The organism is Priestia sp. D3YE.R1, from assembly GCF_049199565.1.
Lineage (GTDB): Bacteria > Bacillota > Bacilli > Bacillales > Bacillaceae_H > Priestia > Priestia aryabhattai.
In genome coordinates this window covers 119,722-135,471 of the sequence record NZ_JBLTHW010000004.1, presented here as the reverse complement: position 1 = coordinate 135,471, position 15,750 = coordinate 119,722, and the positions used below count along the sequence as shown (strand labels likewise).

Below are 15,750 nucleotides of genomic sequence, written 5' to 3'. Positions count from 1 at the left end.
CTACAATACCCGACACAATCCCTTCCTAAACTATTAAAATTTTTTGAAAATTTAGTGAAAATTTTTGGAACCTGAGAAAAGTTTATGAAAAAACCAAAAAAATAGACCTTCTTCATAAGAAGAAGGGTTGTATTTTTTACGCAAAATTAATTTTTTTTATCGTAAAACATCCCATCAAACGATTTCATTTCGTAAGGGTTTACATAGCTGTTATTATGCTTTTTTTTCGCTTTTAGCAAACGGAGATCCTCCATGATTCGATGCCGAATGAAGATCAGCTTTTGATCAATCGTCTTATTCATTTCGACAATTTTCTTACCCATCCATTCATAATCTCTACTTTTTGGGGGCAGCTTCTCCATGAGGTCACGTCTTTTTAATAGAAGATACTCTAATTTCTGAATGTCTTCTTCTCGATTTTTGTCAGAAAATGTTTGAGTAAGCTGGTAAATCTCATCAGTTATCTGATACAGTTCGTTTATCATATTTATGCTTGGCCGCCGCTTCCATGGACTTGCTGGCGGTGAAGCTGCACAACTTGCTTCCATGTATCGCGGAATTCTGTTACATATTGTTCGGCTTCATCCAAGCTCTCTATGTCATTTTTTGTGTTAGCTTCAATTAAACACTGGTTGATATAGTCATACATAGTCATCATAGACTTAGCAACTTGCACGTTTGTATCAAGGGTAATCATTAATTCTTGAATAATATTTTGTGCTTTTAACAAATTCATATTTTTTAGCTCCATATTTTTTTCCTGTATGCCTGTTCGTGCAAGCTTGATAAATTTTAAACACCCGTTATACAGCATAAGCGTTAACTCTCCTGGAGAGGCAGTCTGAACAGCTCCTTGCTGATACGCCTGATACGGATTATTTGCTGCCATAAACGTTCACTCCTTCTTAACTAAAATATTGCGATAACTGCGCGCTTTGGGCATTTGCATTTTGAATAGCTTTCTCCATTGCTGTAAACTGGCGATAATACCGGTCCTCTATTTGTGTGAGCCTGCTTTCAAAACTAGTGATTTGGCTATTTACGCTTTTTAAATTACGCCCAAGCAAAAATTGTTCGCTTGTCCATGTTGAACGGCCAGCGCGCTGTTCGACTTTGGATACGGTTTGAGTAATCGTATCTCGTAAACGTCGTACAATTCCTTTTTCACTTGTTGTACTTCCACTTTTCATAAATAAATCCATAACAGACTGCGGGTCTTTTTCAATTGCTTCTTTTAATTTAGTCCCGTCACCTTCAATCACTAGCTTGCCTCGATCACTATAGTTTGCGCTAGTTGAAATACCGATGTCCGTTAGCTGTGAAAATGCTCCGCTCACTCCTGATACAGAGGCATACCAGTTAGAACGCATTTGATTCAGCCCGCTTGATAAAATTGTGTCTCCTTTTAACAAACCGCTTTTTGCTTTATCATCCCACTGCTCAGCTTGTTTGTCCGTTAGCTTTTCTCTTTCTTGATCCGTCAAAGGCTGATAGCTTCGGTCCCTTTCTTCCGTGATCTTTCCGTTAATTTTCTCAATCAGCTCATTATATTTGGTCACAAAATCTTTAATTGTATCAAATACTTTTTGCGTATCATTGCTTACGTTAACGCGCACATCTCCTGTGAAATTATTTTGGAGGGTATAAGTCACACCTCCCGTTGTAAACGTATTGGATTTACGAGCTGTTTCTAGACCGTTTAGCGTAAATGTTGCATCTGTTCCGCCGGTTTCCTCTTGGGTATCTAATTTTAAGAAATTTGTTAAAAACGCTCCTGAAAAAACCATCTTTTGACCGCCTGCACCACCGGATTTTGATAAATCTCCTGTGTCTTTGCGAGTAAAAACAACTTTATCTGTTCCTTCGTCGTAAAAGGCTGAAATACCTACTTTTGAATTACTGAGTTGGGTCAAAACAGTATTTAATGACGCTGAACCATCAAATTCAAATGACATACTGCCGTCTTCATTATCTCCTGTTGCTTTTCCATTGCTATCATACGTTGTAATAGAAAACTGAAGGACATTTTGCTTATACGTAAATCCTTGAATAGTACTACCGTTTGCTAACGTGGTACCGAATGTCATTTCTCCTGTATTCATATTAACGAATACATCATTCTCTCCTATTAAAGTAGGATCGCCTGTAGTTTTTATATTAAACTCTTGAGAAGATTCTCCATTTTTCACTTCAATAGAAGAAGGCAGGCTCCCCTCAAAAATGGCTCCTTCGGATAGCTTGGCAGTCTTTGTATCAGCACTTATTGTAATATCAGGTTGCTTGACCTCTTTTTCACTCCACGCACTGCCAAGCAAGGTTTTTTGCTCCCATAAACTTTTAGTAGGGTCAATAGTGCCCTCTGAAATTTTCCCACTACTAATATTTTGCGCAGCAGTCGCCATTGTCACGTTTGAAAGGGTATAAGACGCGTTTCCTGCTGAGGAAGTTGCAGTTGCTTTTACTTTCGTTTCATCTGCTGAAGATACCGTTTTAGATGAATAAGAAGACTGCAAGGTCATATTAAAAGCAAGATTATTAAAGTCTGATAGAAGCAAGTTCATTGAGCGATAATCATCTCGCTGCCACTCTAACGTTTGCTTTTGTTTTTTCATTTTATCAATAGGCAGTCGTTCGGCCTTCATTAAATCACTGACGATTTGATCAATATCCATTCCGCTTGCTAACCCACTTACTCTTACCACTTATCATCACCACCGTTTTTTATTTATCTATTCATTAACTGTTCGTTATAAAATTTGAGTGTATTGTATGAAAGCTTTCTATTAGAATATAGGTTTACCGCTTCTCTATTTTGTATCGGTGAAACAAAACAAATTTTCATAGGTCAAATGGTGCAAGATAGAAAAAGCTCACTTATTTTCCTACAATAAGTGAGCTTTTTATTATTGGCCAAACAAGTTTAGTTTCTGAGATAAATTTCTTTGAATATCCTTAGGAATAAGATATGGTGCTATATTTATAATATCTCGTAATGAATCAATGGTTACAGAGGCAGATAAATTTATATATTCATCCGTTGTATCCGCTTGTTCAAACGAAATGGAATCTGGCAAGTTATTGAGTAAAGTAATTTCGTTCATGTCTTTATCGACTGTGACATCAGAAGACTCGTCAATATTTAAGCGATCCCATACAAGGGACATAGGAATCGGCATTCTTCCTAAATGCACGCTGTTCACCTTTAAAACAAGCTTTCCATTTTCGGCATTTGGTGTTACGTCAACTACAAACTGTGATTCCATAAAAGATACTACATGTTTATTAATATAAAATTTTATATGTTCCGGAAGCAACTCGGCTTCTGCTCCCTCAACCGTTTCATCATTTTCATAAAGGTAGCTGCGCAAATAATCGTTAACGTCGCTCTCGCTCAATCGGTAGCCTAAAATAGGGGAGCCTCCGTTCAGTTCTAGCGACGTCGCATGTGCGGACTTTTCTTGTGCTATTGAAGATAATGAAGCAGTCTGATCAAGCTTTTCAACATTTCTAACTGGACTAATGAAAAAATACAACCCAAATAAAAGGATAATAAATAGAAAAATAATAGCTATAAATTTTCTCAAACACACGCACCCTTTCAAACATTCTTCTTGGAACATAATAACGATTTATCTTTTATCATACAAGATAAATAAGATATATGTCGAAAACTTGTATAAGATGTACGTATATAGCGGAAATTCGGAGCAACAAATAAGTCTATAACGAATAAATTAAGTCTTTTTCGACTCGATTTTTTTGAAATTCTGTAACTTAAAAGCGATTTTTATAGGAATTTGATAATTGGCACACTTCTTGCTTATTATAAAGGTAAGGGGAGGAATTTCTATTTATATTTTCAGAATTTACTTTATTTTCTAATAGTCTTTCGATAATTTTAAAGGAGTGAATACGATGGGAAACAAAACAGAATCACACGGAAAGTTAAAGCAACGTCACGTTTCCATGATTTCCATTGCAGGTATTATCGGAGCCGGCTTGTTTGTAGGAAGCGGATCCGTTATTAACGCAACAGGACCAGCAGCAGTAGTTTCATATGCAGCAGCCGGACTGTTAGTCGTTCTATTAATGCGTATGCTCGGTGAAATGGCTATGGTAAATCCAGATAAAGGTTCATTCGCGACATATGCTCAGCAAGGAATTGGCGCGTGGGCAGGTTATGCTGTTGGATGGCTTTACTGGTTTTTCTGGCTAATTGTAATTGCAATCGAAGCCACTGCAGGAGGAGCAATTGTTCATGAATGGCTCCCTTCCGTACCAATTTGGCTTTTAAGTTTAATCTTAACCTTTGCATTAACCTTAACGAACTTGTTCTCTGTCAAATCATTTGGAGAATTTGAATATTGGTTTGCCATGATTAAAATTGTGGCAATCGTTGCCTTTATGGGAATTGGTTTAGCGATTATTTTCGGGTTAATCCCAGGTACATCTTCACCTGGTTTAGCTAATTTAACGGGGCACGGTGGCTTTATGCCAAAAGGCACGAACTCTATCTTTTTAGGAGTTATTACCGTTATTTTCTCTTATTTTGGAGCTGAAATTGCGGCTATTGCAGCTAGTGAATCAGAAAATCCAGCAAAAGCTATTACAACTGCTATTCGCAGTGTTGTATGGCGAATTTTAATTTTCTATATTGGTTCAGTTGCTATTTTAGTAACTCTTTTACCTTGGAACTCAGCTGATTTACTAAAAAGTCCGTACGTAACAATGTTAGAAATGGTCAACATTCCAGCAGCTGCACAAATTATGAATTTAGTCGTATTAGTATCCGTTTTGTCTTGCTTAAACTCTGCTTTATATACGAACTCACGAATGATTTTATCATTAGCTCAAAAAGGACAAGCTCCTCGCGCTTTAGCAAAGGTAAGCAAATCAGGCGTGCCGGCAAGAGCCGTATGGATTAGCACAGCTGCCGCATATGTATGTGCTATCTTTAGCTTCGTTTCGCCGGATAAACTCTTTTTATTCTTAGTTAACGCATCAGGAGCCATTGCTCTTATTGTTTACTTAGCTATCGCTATTTCGCATTTACGCCTGCGTAAGAAAATGATTCAAGCCAACCAGCCAATTAAAGGAATGAAAATGTGGTTGTTTCCGTATTTAACATACGTAACAATTGCTGTTATTACCGTGATCTTTTTATCAATGGCATTTATTGATTCGATGCGCTCACAGTTTTTCTTAACTCTTGGATTAACCGTTGTGGTTCTTCTTTCATACTCGTTCATCAAAAAAACAAACAACAAGCGACCTGACGATCAATTTTCCGAGTCAGAAAATATTGCAAAATAAAAAAAGCCGCAGATGCGGCTTTTTTTATTTTGTTTTTGATTATTTCTCAACCGATATGTCACGATGAAGATTTCGAAGCGGCTGAGGAGGGCAAATACGTCGCGTTGCGTAAGAAACAATAAAAATAGTTAACAGCCCGCCTACCATCGCAAATGTACGAAATGGAAACATGACCACCCCGTCTTCTATCATCGGATACGGAAGCAGCGCTTTTAAATGAAGCAGCGGTTCCCCTCCACCGATTCGAAGAACAAGAGACACAATGAACCCAGCCAAAGATCCGTACCAGTTCGCTCCTTTAAAGAACAAAGCGCAAACCAACTGTGGAAAAAGAATACAATACACTAGGTCCCCTGATAAATACCATAAGGAGTAGACACTCTCAGAGTTTAAAGCAATTAAAGTTGCTCCGGTTCCAATAATAATGATAGAACGTTTAATAACTTTATCTAACTGCGCCTGTGTCGCATTTGGTTTTACAATCGGACGATACACGTTCCAAGCTGCCATTCCCGAAGCTGAAAGTAGCGAAGCCGCTACTGCAGCCATGACGGCAGCAGCTAGTCCTCCAAGCGCAATCGCTCCTACTAAATCAGGCGTTAGATATTTAAATACGTATGTTAAAATCATAGACGCGCTTTCAGGGCTTGACGCTCCAAATGAAGACCAGTCTGCACTATAACCAATCATTCCTATTAAAGTTGGAGGCAAGGCAGCTAGAGCGCAAAAAATGCCGGCTGTAATAGATAGCCACATTGCTGCTTTTTCATTTTTAGCAGATAACACGCGCTGAAAATAAATTTGCCATGGAATACCGCCAAAAATAAGTAAAAATGTGCTATCCCACCATTGCCAATATGTATTTCCCCATTTCGGATCTTCCCAGCCTTTTAGTGGAGGAAATAAATGAAGAGAACCAGCCATACCTTCTGAATAAGTAGAAAAAACGGCTCCCACCCCTCCCGTATTCGAAAATGCAAAAGGAAGCACCAGAAATAGTCCTAAAAACATAATAGAAAGTTGTAAGATATCGGTATGTGCTACTGCCCACAAGCCGCCAATCACGGTGTATGCAATGGCAATAAGTGCGGAAAGAATGATGGAAATTGAAAAACTGAGGCCTAAAATCACACCGAATGTTGTTCCTAAAGCAGTTAAGATGGCTGCGCTCCAAAACAGCTCTCCTAGTATAGCTGGAAAATAAAGAACCGTAGCCATTTTCTTACCGAAACGAGATTCTAGAGGATCGAGCATTGTCATAAACTCAAACCTTCTCATCTTTCTAGCAAAAAAGATACCGCCTAAAATTAAGCTGATTGAATAACACCATGGCGCTTGCGTCCAAGTCAGCCCTGAGGAATAAACGGTTTCGGCCGTTCCAGCAATATACCCTCCACCTACCCAAGTAGCGGTCATTGTGAACATTGAAATCCATAGCGGCATAGATCTTCCCGCAACAAGCATATCATCTGATTTTCCTTTTTTACTTGCAGCAGCTCGAGCACCAATAAAATAAATAACACCATACATAATGAACATTAAAATGAGGCCTGGCCAATAGAGATCTGGATTATAGAGAGAATAGATAAATGCGACAACCATAAAGATGGAAAATCCTATAATAGTTGTCCATAAGGGGGTTAGTAGACGGTTGTTCCTGTTTGATTTCCCTGAAAAGTCAGAAGTCTCATTCGACTTTTCAGGCCTGGCTTGTTGTGTGTCTGAACGAAATGGCTTTTTAGCATTTTGCATCGTCTCACATCCTTTAAATTGATAAAGAAATCTAAAGACATAATTGTCCTCTATTCCTTTTTCCTACCAGCATACAATTAAACCTAAAAATAGATTTTTTTAGAATAAACTATAAATAGTTGGATTATAAATACCAATACGAAGGGGAGAAATTGCGTTTATATAATTATATTAAAATAATTTAAATTGACTTATTTTATTATTTTGCTAAGAACTCATAATTGTTTTCATCTTCCCTCTAAACTCCTTTCTTAATTTCCACATTCAAAATCCTTTGTTTTTCAAGGTTTGTATGCAAGCAGATATCGTACTATGGTTAATATATCTGAATGTTTAGGATATTGTCAAAAAAGTTTAAGGGTTTTCATATAAAAAAAGAATAATATTCTCATAGCTTATACATAAAAAAACCTTTTGTATCAAGGGACATAGCAATCAGTATTTTTTAATTACTTTTTGTTAAATTTTTTCTTAATATCCGAATAATCAGCTCTTAATAGAGAAGAAGATTAATTTAAATTCAGAACATTTAAAGTTTTTTGATTTGACTAAATTAAATGGCCAATGCTATAATTTGAATTGTTAAGAACGTTAAATATAAATTTAACAAATTCTATTATTTGGAGGTCGATGCTATTGGAACAAACACTTACGCTTGAAAAAATGCACATAAACGGCCAATGGGTTGAAGCACGCAGCGGCGAGAAAAGAGAGATTATTAACCCCTTTAATCAGGAGGTTATCGCTGTTGTTACAGAAGGAAATCGTGCTGATGCCGTAGAAGCCATTGAATCAGCTAGAAAAGCTTTTGATGCAGGTGAATGGTCTAAATTTACAGCGGCCGAAAGAGGTTCTTTGCTATTTAAAGTAGCGGAAGAAATTCGCAATGATCGCGAGGAACTAGCAAAGCTTGAAACCTTAAATACCGGAAAAACCCTCGTTGAAAGCCTAGCAGACATGGATGGAATTGCTGACGTCTTTCAATACTATGCTGGATTAGCAGATAAAGATGGCGGACAGATGATTGAGTCACCTAATCCCGATTCTGTTAGCCGCGTTGTCCGCGAGCCTGTAGGCGTGTGCAGCCAAATTACTCCTTGGAATTACCCTTTATTGCAAGCCTCTTGGAAATTGGCTCCCGCACTTGCTGCTGGGAACACAATTGTTATTAAACCAAGCGAGATTACCCCTTTAACAACTATTCATATGATGAAAATTTTTGAAAGAGTTGGCTTTCCAGCAGGCGTCATTAACATTGTACTCGGCCCGGGTGCGACCGTTGGACAAGAAATGGCAGAAAGTCACTTAGTAGATTTAGTTTCCTTTACAGGTGGCGGTGTATCTGGACGTAAAGTCATGCAGGCTGCCGCAGGGAACTTTAAAAAAATCGCTCTTGAACTCGGTGGGAAAAATCCGAATATCGTCTTTGCTGACGCTGACTTTGACACTGCGGTTGACTATGCATTAAATGCGGTTTTCTTTCATGCTGGTCAAGTTTGTTCAGCTGGTGCGAGATTACTCGTTCAAGATGATATTCACGATAAATTTGTTTCAGCAGTTATTGAACAAGCCAAAAAAATTAAGCTAGGAGACGGTATGCACGAAGCCACTCAAATGGGACCCGTTATCTCAAAAGAACATCTAGCTAAAGTGGAACATTATATTGAGCTTGGGAAACAAGAAGGTGCTTCTCTTGTTTTAGGAGGCAAGCGTCCAACTCAGGACTCTTTACAAAAAGGCTTATTTATCGAACCAACTATTTTTACAAACTGTCATGGAGATATGAAGGTTGTCCAAGAAGAGTCATTCGGTCCGATTATGACAATTGAGCGCTTCAGCACTGAAGAAGAAGCAGTCGCACTTGCTAACGATACGATTTATGGATTAGCTGGAGCTGTTTGGACAAGTGATATGAATCGAGCTGAACGTGTAGTGAAAGCACTCCGTATGGGAACAACTTGGATTAACGATTATCATCCTTACTTCCCGCAGGCTCCTTGGGGAGGTTATAAGCAATCTGGGATTGGAAGAGAGCTTAGCCATATCGGTCTAGAAGAATATACGGAAATTAAACATATTTATACCAACACAAATCCACAGCCAATGCGCTGGTTTTAATAAAAATTAAGGGGGAATTTAAAGATGTTTATGCGATTTGAAAGAATGGAACGTTTAAAAAGTTTTGAGATGCCAACGGTTGTAAAACATGGAATTGGTGCTGTAAAACATACTGGAGAGGAAGTAAAAAACCTAGGTGTGTCTAAAGTTTTATTAGTAACAGATCCTGGTGTAAAAAAAGTAGGTTTAGCAGATCCTGTAATCGCTAGTTTAAAAGAAGCGGACGTAGACGTTATTCTATTTGACCAAGTAGAAGCCAACCCTTCTATTCACGTAGTAGCAGACGGCTCAAAAATGTACAAAGAAAATGGATGCAACGGACTAGTAGCTGTTGGAGGCGGAAGCTCAATGGATACGGCAAAAGCTATTGGTGTAGAAGTAGCTCATAATGCTCCCGTCTTAGATTATGAAGCAGCTGAAGGAAAAAAACCTTTAACAAAACGTATCCCTCCTTTAACAACAATCCCTACAACTGCGGGTACAGGAAGTGAAGTCACGCAATGGGCTGTCATTACGGATCCTGTTCGTGAGTTTAAATTTAATACAGGTGGACCTTTAATTGCTGCTCACTTAACAATTATTGATCCAGAACTGCACGTATCTATGCCTTCACATATTACGGCCGGTACAGGAATTGACGCATTAGCTCATGCAATTGAGTGTTATACATGCCACTTTGCGCAACCAATGACAGACTCTGTTGCTTTATTGGCTATTGAGTACGTTGGAAAATACTTACGACGTGCAGTTGCAAATGGACAGGATATCGAAGCACGCTATGGAATGGCGCATGCAGCTATGCTTGCTGGCCTTTCATATGGAAGTGAATCTGCAGGAGCAGCTCACGCGATGGCTCAAACATTAGGAGGCATTTATCCAATTGCCCATGGTCCTTGCGTAGCAGCAATGCTAGGTCCTGTAATGGAATATAACTGGATGGGTGAGCCTGAAAAATTTGCGCGCATAGCTCAAGCTTTAGGAGTTAATACACATGAATTAACGCTTGAAGAAGCAGCTCAAGCAGCTGTTCGTGAAGTATATCAATTAGTTAAAGATGTACAAATCCCTTCTTTAGAAGAACAAGGTGTTCCAAAAGAAGCGGTTTCTCGCTTAGCTCAAGAAGCATTTAATGATCCACAAACAGTTGGTAACCCTCGTGATTTAACTGTAAAAAGTTACGAATGGATTTATAACCGCTGTTTTGAAGCTGCACCATTAACCGTATAAAAATGATAAAAAGGCTGTTGATTTTTCAACAGCCTTTTTTATTTACTCTTTCGCTAATTCTTCATTTAAAATATCGATGATTCTTCGATCGTCAAAAACTTTTACTACTTTTTTTAAGAAATGATAATAATGTTTAGACTCTATAATCTGCGCTAAATTACGCTTTGCTTTTACTGCGATCTCCTCAGGTACATCTTCATCATTTAAAAGAGTCTGCAGCTTGTTTTCCGCTTCTTCGATTGCCTCTAAATTAACTGAAATTTCTCTTTGCCACTTCTTACAGAAAAATGAAAAAAAGGACTTAGAAAAATCTTTTTCTGCTTCATATAAGTCTTTTCGAACACCCTTTTTCCACACTTTGTGGACCATATCAATATTTTGCAGTGAACGAATAGATGTACTCATCGTTGGTTTACTCATACCTAATTCTTCACTCATTTGATCTAGTGTCACAGGTTCATCCATAAAATAAAGCATGCCATACAGCCTTCCTACTGAAGGTGTGACACCATATAAATCCATCGTATCAGCTAAAGCGCTGATAACCACATCTTCTGCTTCTTTTAATAAATCATGATACTCTTGAACATCACTCATTCACTCTTCTCCTCTTTTGTTAAATTTATTTGAATTATACTTAATAAATTTAATGATACACGATAAAAAGGAAAAAAACAGAAATTAAGTTCAATTTTTTGATAAAAAAGAAGCCTTCTCTTAAAGAGAAAGGCTTAAGACATAGTGGGGAATACTATATGTTTATCTTTCCCGATTTAGATATTATTTATACCGTATATTTTTGATTATTTTCAACCTAATCGTTTTATTTCTTTTTCGGTAATTGTTTCAGCATATCAATAGCATGTAATGTAATTTGAGAAGCACTTTTATTTTCGTTACGTATTTCTTCATAAATCTCTTGTCTATGAATATCTACAGACTTTGGAGCTTGAATTCCTAACTTTACTTGATCACCATTAACTGCAAGGACGGTCACTTCAATTTCATCACCTATTTTGATTGTTTCATGTAACTTTCGTGTTAAAACAAGCATGGACTCACTCCTTATCTATTCCTCTTACTCAAATAACCTGTGCTTCGTTTCGTAAGCTGTATTCATTAAAATCACTTGCTTAGCAAGCTGTTGCTTTGTATTAATAATAACAGGAGCCTGCAAATTAGCCGTTATCTTTTCCACAGAATCTGACATCGTAAGCAATACGTAAACAGCTGCATCTTCCGCTTGTTGTAATTGAAGCTTTTCGATTTCCTGAGGTTCTAGTTGGAAATCATAATCTAAAAAAAACTGAAATGGATCTGTGATAATAAAAGCTAATTCTTTGGTTTGAATAGACTGCAGAACTTGAAAAGCTTCGGCTTCCGGAAGTGGTAAAATAACAAATTCAGTTTCTTCCAAAAAACCTGGAATCCCTTGATTGAACGTCAGTGTTTGCTGATTATCTATTTCTATATCTCCATGATAGCTTGTGGAAATTTTCATCTCATCACACCTTTGCTAATTGATTTTTTTATTATCTTTTTTCATTGTAAAAAAGCCCCTTCTGTTTAGAAGGAGCTTTTTAACGCAAGAAATCTAGCAGCGTAGGCTGAATAATTTGAGCCCCTACTCCCAAAGCAGCACGATGCACGCTTTCTTGTACGGTTAAATCCGTAATGACTTTTTCAATATCTGCATCTTCATTATTTGAAAGCATCTTAGTAGCCGTAATCTCTTGTGAATCAAGGCGGTTTTCGATCAGCTCAAGCCGATTGCTCCTTGCTCCCAATTCAGATCGCTCCGCTAATAGCGTAGACAGCTGCGTGTCTACCTGTTTAGAAAGCTCTTTTAGTGAGTTTACATCGTTTTGTTCAAAAGCTGTTTGAACATTGTTCATTAAGTCGAATGCACCTTGTCCAAAAATGTTTTCAGGATGAATATTGACTCTCAGCTGGATACCTTTTGATACCTCAACCGAAAAAGGATCCAGGTTAATATTCGATTCTATCATACCGCTTGCATTCTCACTAATAGGCGGTGCTCCCACATTTACACCGTTAAAGATATAGTTTCCTGCCACCTGCGTATTGCCTACTTGCATATAATCCAGCTTTAACTGTTCAATTTCACGTGCAATCGCTTGGCGGTCATCACTTTCATTCGTACCGTTTAACCCTTGCACGACCAGCTCTTTAGTGCGCTGAAGAATGGAATTGACTTGTTCAAGTCCTGATTCTGAACTATCAAACCAAGACTGAGCTTCTGTTAAATTACGCTTATATTGATTTACTTCAGAAAGATTAGAACGATACGCCATTCCTTTCGTAGCCACTACCGGGTCATCCGAAGGACGAGTAATTTTCTTTCCCGTTGATAATTGGTTTTGAAGGGTTTCCAGCTTATTATAGCTATTGCTAATCTGTTTTAACGAATTAGCCGCTAACATTCCTTGTGTGACACGCATCTTTACCTTCCTCCAGTTCCAAGACCGTTTACAATTTTATCAAGCATTTCATCAATCATAGTCACCATACGGGCACTAGCGTTATATGCATGCTGAAACTGAATCATATTGGTCATCTCTTCATCTAATGAAACTGCACTGGTAGACTGGCGCCTTTGCTCCACAGCTCCTTGGAGAGTTTCTGAATTACTTTTTAAGCGGTTGGCTTGTTGGGCATCTACTGACATTTGGCCAATAACAGATTGATAAAAGCCGTCTAGGGAAACAGCTTGATTCCCGGAATTAATAAGCACCTTTTGACGAAATTGAGACAATAGGTGAGCATTTTGCCCATCTCCTTGGCGATCAGTTCCAGCAGCACCAGAAGCAGCAGCAATATTGTTCGTGTTTTGTTTAATTTTATCAGCAATAACAATTCCAGTTGCAGCCCCTTCTTTCTGAAAAATCTCATTAAAAAAGGACACACCATTATCACCATCTAGCGTGATACCTTGTTGGTGCTTATCATTAAACCAGTTCACAAATTCATATGCCATTTCATCTAAATCATCAATCATTGAAGCGTAAACACCTGTTTTATCACCACTATTATCTATATATCCAGAAGCCTCAATTAACCCTTTAAGTTTTCCTTTAGGAAATGACTCAGGATTCCGTATCTCATCCCCTATATGAATTTCCGTCACATAGGAATCTTGATTTGTTGTCAAACTGATGGCATTTACTTGATGAGTTTTCCCATCTAAAAGAGTAATAGGCCCTTGAGACATTTGAAGCTGAACCGTTACCACTCCTTCTGACGTTGCAGAAGCGTTCCCGCTGCTTTTTGTATACTCTAAAGAAACCGGCATAAATTTAGAAATTTCATCTAGCAGCCGATCTCTTTCATCGTACAAATCATTAGGCAAATAGCCATTCGGTTCTACGTTTTGTATTTGTTGGTTTACATTATTTATTTGCTCTAGCACCGAATTCACTTGTGTTACGGCTACGTCACGCTCGTTTTGTAAATCACCTTGAATCGTTTTTAAAGAAGTAGATAAATAAGAGAAAGTATCACCTACTGCTTCAGCTCGTTCAATCATAACAGACCTGGCTCCTGCTTCTGAAGGATGTGAAGCTACATCTTGAATGGACTCAAAGAATTGATTAAAAACAGCTGAAAGTCCATCTTCAGTAGGTTCATTCATAATTTCTTCCATTTTTTCAAGAGCACCAGCGCGTGCATCCCAATACCCTACTTTAATGGTTTCATCTCGATACTGGGTATCTAAAAATGTATCACGTATTCGCTCTACCGTGCTGGCTTCTACTCCCATTCCTATTTGACCCGCAGCTCCAGTCTGATTCATCCCTGGGGCTGGATAGGCTGGGAACGTTTCTAAACTTACTCGCTGACGCGTATAGCCCGGCGTATTTGCATTAGATACGTTATGGCCAATCGTGTAAAGAGCCGCTTGTTGGGCATCCATTCCTCGTTTAGCCACCTGCAAACCATGAAATGTTGAACTCATTCTGCTTTCCTCCGTTCTTTATGCCTTCGAATTAAAAATAGAGTTGGACTGAAACGATCTATTATTTGTTTTTGTGTAATTGAACGAATCCTCTCGTTTCGATGGAACAAGAAGGTCTAGTTCGGTATGAATCAGCTGCAAAGACTGTGTGAGCAGCTGATTGTTCAAGTCATTTGCATACTTTATATCTTGAATTATATCTATTAGCTGTTTTTGAAAGGGTATCAAGATGGAGTATTCAGAGAATGAGCCTGCTATTTCTTCAATGGAGCGAGCAGCATGTCCGCTTTTTTCCATCGCTTCTATACGTTTTGTTTCCAGTGCAGAAATAGCAGCTATATGAGATTGCTCTTTTTGCAAAGAAGCCGTCAATGCCCTTACATCTTGTTTAATAATAAAATTCGTTTTCTCTTTAACAATGACAGACAAACTTTTGTGAAGCGTTACTTGTTTTTCTAGTATCGTTTGAATTTCTCGCACGTTCAATCAATGTCAGTCCTTTTATTTTTTATAGAAATCTACAATACTTTTAGCAATTTCTTTTCCGTTAATTTCGTATGTTCCGCTGTTAATTTGCTGTTTTAGTTTCTCCAATTTTTCAAGTCTTTCTGGAGATGGTTCATTTCCCTGAAGTTTCTTCGCCTCAGATGAAATATGAATCTGATCTTGTGGATTCTTTTTAGAGACCTGTTCTGTTTTTTCTGATTGTTTTTTGTACGGATTTATTCCAAATAAGTTCGATGGGTTAATCTTCATCTCTCTCACCTCTTTTTATATTTGTATCCGTTATCTCTATTCATTATATCGGAATTTCCACCTAAACCTTTAGCATCGCCAAGGAAGTTGAGACCATTTTCACATTCCACCTTAAACATAGGTCTATAGATAGAGAACCTGCAAACACTCAGCACACTTTTACTCTTTTTTCCTTTCATTAGAACGATAGGTGGGACGCGTCGGCTCTTCATTTGAACGAATGATCTCACGATTATGCTTGTCTAACCCATGTTTAATTTCTTGAGAACATGAATGGCAAAGTTTTCCTTCCTGAATCTGAGCGTTGCATTGCATGCATGGATAGCCTATATTTGGAAAATTAGTTAGCACTAAGCGACCTTGTCGAATAAATTGATGAATTAACGAATCTGAAACGCCCGTTTCTTTCATCACTTCGTAAGTTGTTGCTGTACGATTTGCTCTTTTCTTCAAGAATGAAGAGACACGTTGAAATAGAGCTTCTTCTTTGTCAAAACATGATTTACATATGTTTATTGATCCCATTTTTACAAATAAATTACCGCATTCCCTGCAATTATCTAACGTTCCCATATTCGAAACTCCTCATTTGTTTTTTATTTTACTAT

At 37.9% G+C, this 15,750-nt stretch carries 16 protein-coding genes; 3 read left to right on the top strand and 13 right to left on the bottom strand.

From position 1 onward, the window contains the following. Positions 1-146: 146 nt before the first annotated feature. The 4 genes from ACOZIR_RS22345 to ACOZIR_RS22330 all read right to left on the bottom strand — a co-directional run bounded on the left by ACOZIR_RS22345 (position 147) and on the right by ACOZIR_RS22330 (position 3,590). A complete protein-coding gene (locus ACOZIR_RS22345; RefSeq protein ID WP_421535829.1) occupies positions 147-485 on the bottom strand; it encodes a flagellar assembly protein FliT in 339 nt (112 codons plus the stop codon). 2 nt (positions 486-487) lie between these two features. Next, positions 488-889 (bottom strand): flagellar export chaperone FliS, encoded by a 402-nt coding sequence (fliS, locus tag ACOZIR_RS22340; RefSeq protein WP_045291680.1) that lies wholly within the window; start codon positions 887-889, stop codon positions 488-490. A gap of 16 nt (positions 890-905) precedes the next feature. Then, the gene (fliD, locus tag ACOZIR_RS22335; protein ID WP_421535828.1) at positions 906-2,702 is read right to left on the bottom strand and encodes a flagellar filament capping protein FliD; all 1,797 of its coding nucleotides are present in this window, start codon (positions 2,700-2,702) and stop codon (positions 906-908) included. 201 nt (positions 2,703-2,903) lie between these two features. Further along, entirely contained in the window at positions 2,904-3,590 is a 687-nt protein-coding gene (locus ACOZIR_RS22330; protein ID WP_340142157.1) for a hypothetical protein, read from the bottom strand. 325 nt (positions 3,591-3,915) lie between these two features. On the opposite strand from ACOZIR_RS22330, the gene ACOZIR_RS22325 reads away from it, so the two are divergent. Continuing rightward, positions 3,916-5,313 (top strand): amino acid permease, encoded by a 1,398-nt coding sequence (locus ACOZIR_RS22325; protein WP_310878158.1) that lies wholly within the window; start codon positions 3,916-3,918, stop codon positions 5,311-5,313. 39 nt (positions 5,314-5,352) lie between these two features. Here the strand turns inward: ACOZIR_RS22325 and ACOZIR_RS22320 are convergent, their stop codons facing one another. Beyond that, positions 5,353-7,065 (bottom strand): sodium:solute symporter family protein, encoded by a 1,713-nt coding sequence (locus ACOZIR_RS22320; RefSeq protein WP_088567452.1) that lies wholly within the window; start codon positions 7,063-7,065, stop codon positions 5,353-5,355. Positions 7,066-7,695: 630 nt separating this feature from the next. Between ACOZIR_RS22320 and betB the strand changes: the two genes are divergently transcribed. Together betB and ACOZIR_RS22310 are read left to right on the top strand one after the other, a co-directional pair. Further along, on the top strand, positions 7,696-9,183 hold the full coding sequence (gene betB / locus ACOZIR_RS22315; RefSeq protein ID WP_193377161.1) for a betaine-aldehyde dehydrogenase: 1,488 nt from the start codon (positions 7,696-7,698) through the stop codon (positions 9,181-9,183). A 24-nt stretch (positions 9,184-9,207) separates the two neighbouring features. Further along, positions 9,208-10,410 (top strand): iron-containing alcohol dehydrogenase, encoded by a 1,203-nt coding sequence (locus ACOZIR_RS22310; protein ID WP_045293741.1) that lies wholly within the window; start codon positions 9,208-9,210, stop codon positions 10,408-10,410. Positions 10,411-10,452: 42 nt separating this feature from the next. Here ACOZIR_RS22310 and cudC read toward each other — a convergent pair whose 3' ends face one another. The 8 genes from cudC to ACOZIR_RS22270 all read right to left on the bottom strand — a co-directional run bounded on the left by cudC (position 10,453) and on the right by ACOZIR_RS22270 (position 15,715). Continuing rightward, positions 10,453-11,007, bottom strand: coding sequence for a choline uptake/conversion transcriptional regulator CudC (cudC, locus tag ACOZIR_RS22305; protein ID WP_421535827.1), 555 nt, complete (start codon positions 11,005-11,007; stop codon positions 10,453-10,455). Between the two features lie 226 nt (positions 11,008-11,233). Next, a complete protein-coding gene (gene csrA, locus ACOZIR_RS22300; protein ID WP_029714345.1) occupies positions 11,234-11,464 on the bottom strand; it encodes a carbon storage regulator CsrA in 231 nt (76 codons plus the stop codon). 24 nt (positions 11,465-11,488) lie between these two features. Next, on the bottom strand, positions 11,489-11,911 hold the full coding sequence (gene fliW, locus ACOZIR_RS22295) for a flagellar assembly protein FliW (RefSeq protein ID WP_045293745.1): 423 nt from the start codon (positions 11,909-11,911) through the stop codon (positions 11,489-11,491). 79 nt (positions 11,912-11,990) lie between these two features. Then, entirely contained in the window at positions 11,991-12,872 is an 882-nt protein-coding gene (gene flgL, locus ACOZIR_RS22290; protein WP_045293746.1) for a flagellar hook-associated protein FlgL, read from the bottom strand. Between the two features lie 2 nt (positions 12,873-12,874). Further along, entirely contained in the window at positions 12,875-14,386 is a 1,512-nt protein-coding gene (flgK, locus tag ACOZIR_RS22285) for a flagellar hook-associated protein FlgK (RefSeq protein ID WP_421535826.1), read from the bottom strand. Between the two features lie 18 nt (positions 14,387-14,404). Next, complete coding sequence (locus ACOZIR_RS22280; protein WP_237758516.1) at positions 14,405-14,866, bottom strand: flagellar protein FlgN; 462 nt, start codon at positions 14,864-14,866, stop codon at positions 14,405-14,407. A 21-nt stretch (positions 14,867-14,887) separates the two neighbouring features. Continuing rightward, complete coding sequence (gene flgM, locus ACOZIR_RS22275; RefSeq protein ID WP_014457790.1) at positions 14,888-15,142, bottom strand: flagellar biosynthesis anti-sigma factor FlgM; 255 nt, start codon at positions 15,140-15,142, stop codon at positions 14,888-14,890. A 159-nt stretch (positions 15,143-15,301) separates the two neighbouring features. Next, positions 15,302-15,715 carry a TIGR03826 family flagellar region protein gene (locus ACOZIR_RS22270; RefSeq protein ID WP_421535825.1) on the bottom strand — a complete coding sequence of 138 codons (414 nt, stop codon included), beginning with the start codon at positions 15,713-15,715 and terminating at the stop codon, positions 15,302-15,304. Positions 15,716-15,750 lie beyond the last annotated feature (35 nt).

Excerpts from the sequence above, each read along its gene's own strand:
- flgL (WP_045293746.1), bottom strand. The coding sequence starts at position 12,872 with ATGCGTGTCACACAAGGAATGTTAGCGGCTAATTCGTTAAAACAGATT.
- ACOZIR_RS22345 (WP_421535829.1), bottom strand. The coding sequence starts at position 485 with ATGATAAACGAACTGTATCAGATAACTGATGAGATTTACCAGCTTACT.
- ACOZIR_RS22320 (WP_088567452.1), bottom strand. The coding sequence starts at position 7,065 with ATGCAAAATGCTAAAAAGCCATTTCGTTCAGACACACAACAAGCCAGG.
- csrA (WP_029714345.1), bottom strand. The coding sequence starts at position 11,464 with ATGCTTGTTTTAACACGAAAGTTACATGAAACAATCAAAATAGGTGAT.
- betB (WP_193377161.1), top strand. The coding sequence starts at position 7,696 with ATGCTATTGGAACAAACACTTACGCTTGAAAAAATGCACATAAACGGC.
- ACOZIR_RS22310 (WP_045293741.1), top strand. The coding sequence starts at position 9,208 with ATGTTTATGCGATTTGAAAGAATGGAACGTTTAAAAAGTTTTGAGATG.
- fliW (WP_045293745.1), bottom strand. The coding sequence starts at position 11,911 with ATGAAAATTTCCACAAGCTATCATGGAGATATAGAAATAGATAATCAG.
- ACOZIR_RS22270 (WP_421535825.1), bottom strand. The coding sequence starts at position 15,715 with ATGGGAACGTTAGATAATTGCAGGGAATGCGGTAATTTATTTGTAAAA.
- cudC (WP_421535827.1), bottom strand. The coding sequence starts at position 11,007 with ATGAGTGATGTTCAAGAGTATCATGATTTATTAAAAGAAGCAGAAGAT.
- ACOZIR_RS22325 (WP_310878158.1), top strand. The coding sequence starts at position 3,916 with ATGGGAAACAAAACAGAATCACACGGAAAGTTAAAGCAACGTCACGTT.
- fliS (WP_045291680.1), bottom strand. The coding sequence starts at position 889 with ATGGCAGCAAATAATCCGTATCAGGCGTATCAGCAAGGAGCTGTTCAG.
- flgM (WP_014457790.1), bottom strand. The coding sequence starts at position 15,142 with ATGAAGATTAACCCATCGAACTTATTTGGAATAAATCCGTACAAAAAA.
- flgK (WP_421535826.1), bottom strand. The coding sequence starts at position 14,386 with ATGAGTTCAACATTTCATGGTTTGCAGGTGGCTAAACGAGGAATGGAT.